1 protein-coding gene is annotated in these 394 nt (G+C 57.9%); it reads left to right on the top strand.

Annotated elements, in window-relative coordinates:
* A partial coding sequence (locus HK439_RS26565; protein WP_190294480.1) for an aminotransferase class III-fold pyridoxal phosphate-dependent enzyme occupies nucleotides 1–394 on the top strand: 394 nt, incomplete at both ends.

A 394-nucleotide genomic window follows, 5' to 3' on the forward strand; every position in this document is an offset into this window, starting at 1 on the left:
ACGTTGAAGGCCGTGAGTATCTTGATTTCGCGGGCGGGATTGCGGTGCTCAATACCGGGCATCTGCATCCGAAAGTGGTGGCTGCGGTGGAAGCGCAGTTGAAAAAACTGTCGCACACCTGCTTCCAGGTGCTGGCCTACGAGCCGTATCTGGAGCTGTGCGAGATTATGAATCAGAAGGTGCCAGGCAATTTTGCCAAGAAAACGCTGCTGGTCACCACAGGTTCTGAAGCGGTGGAAAACGCGGTGAAAATCGCCCGCGCCGCCACCAAACGTAGCGGCACCATCGCTTTTAGCGGCGCGTATCACGGGCGCACGCATTACACGCTGGCGCTGACCGGCAAGGTGAATCCGTACTCTGCGGGCATGGGGCTGATGCCGGGTCATGTTTATCG

This window comes from Roseibium aggregatum, assembly GCF_014692675.1.
GTDB classification, from domain to species: domain Bacteria; phylum Pseudomonadota; class Alphaproteobacteria; order Rhizobiales; family Stappiaceae; genus Roseibium; species Roseibium aggregatum_C.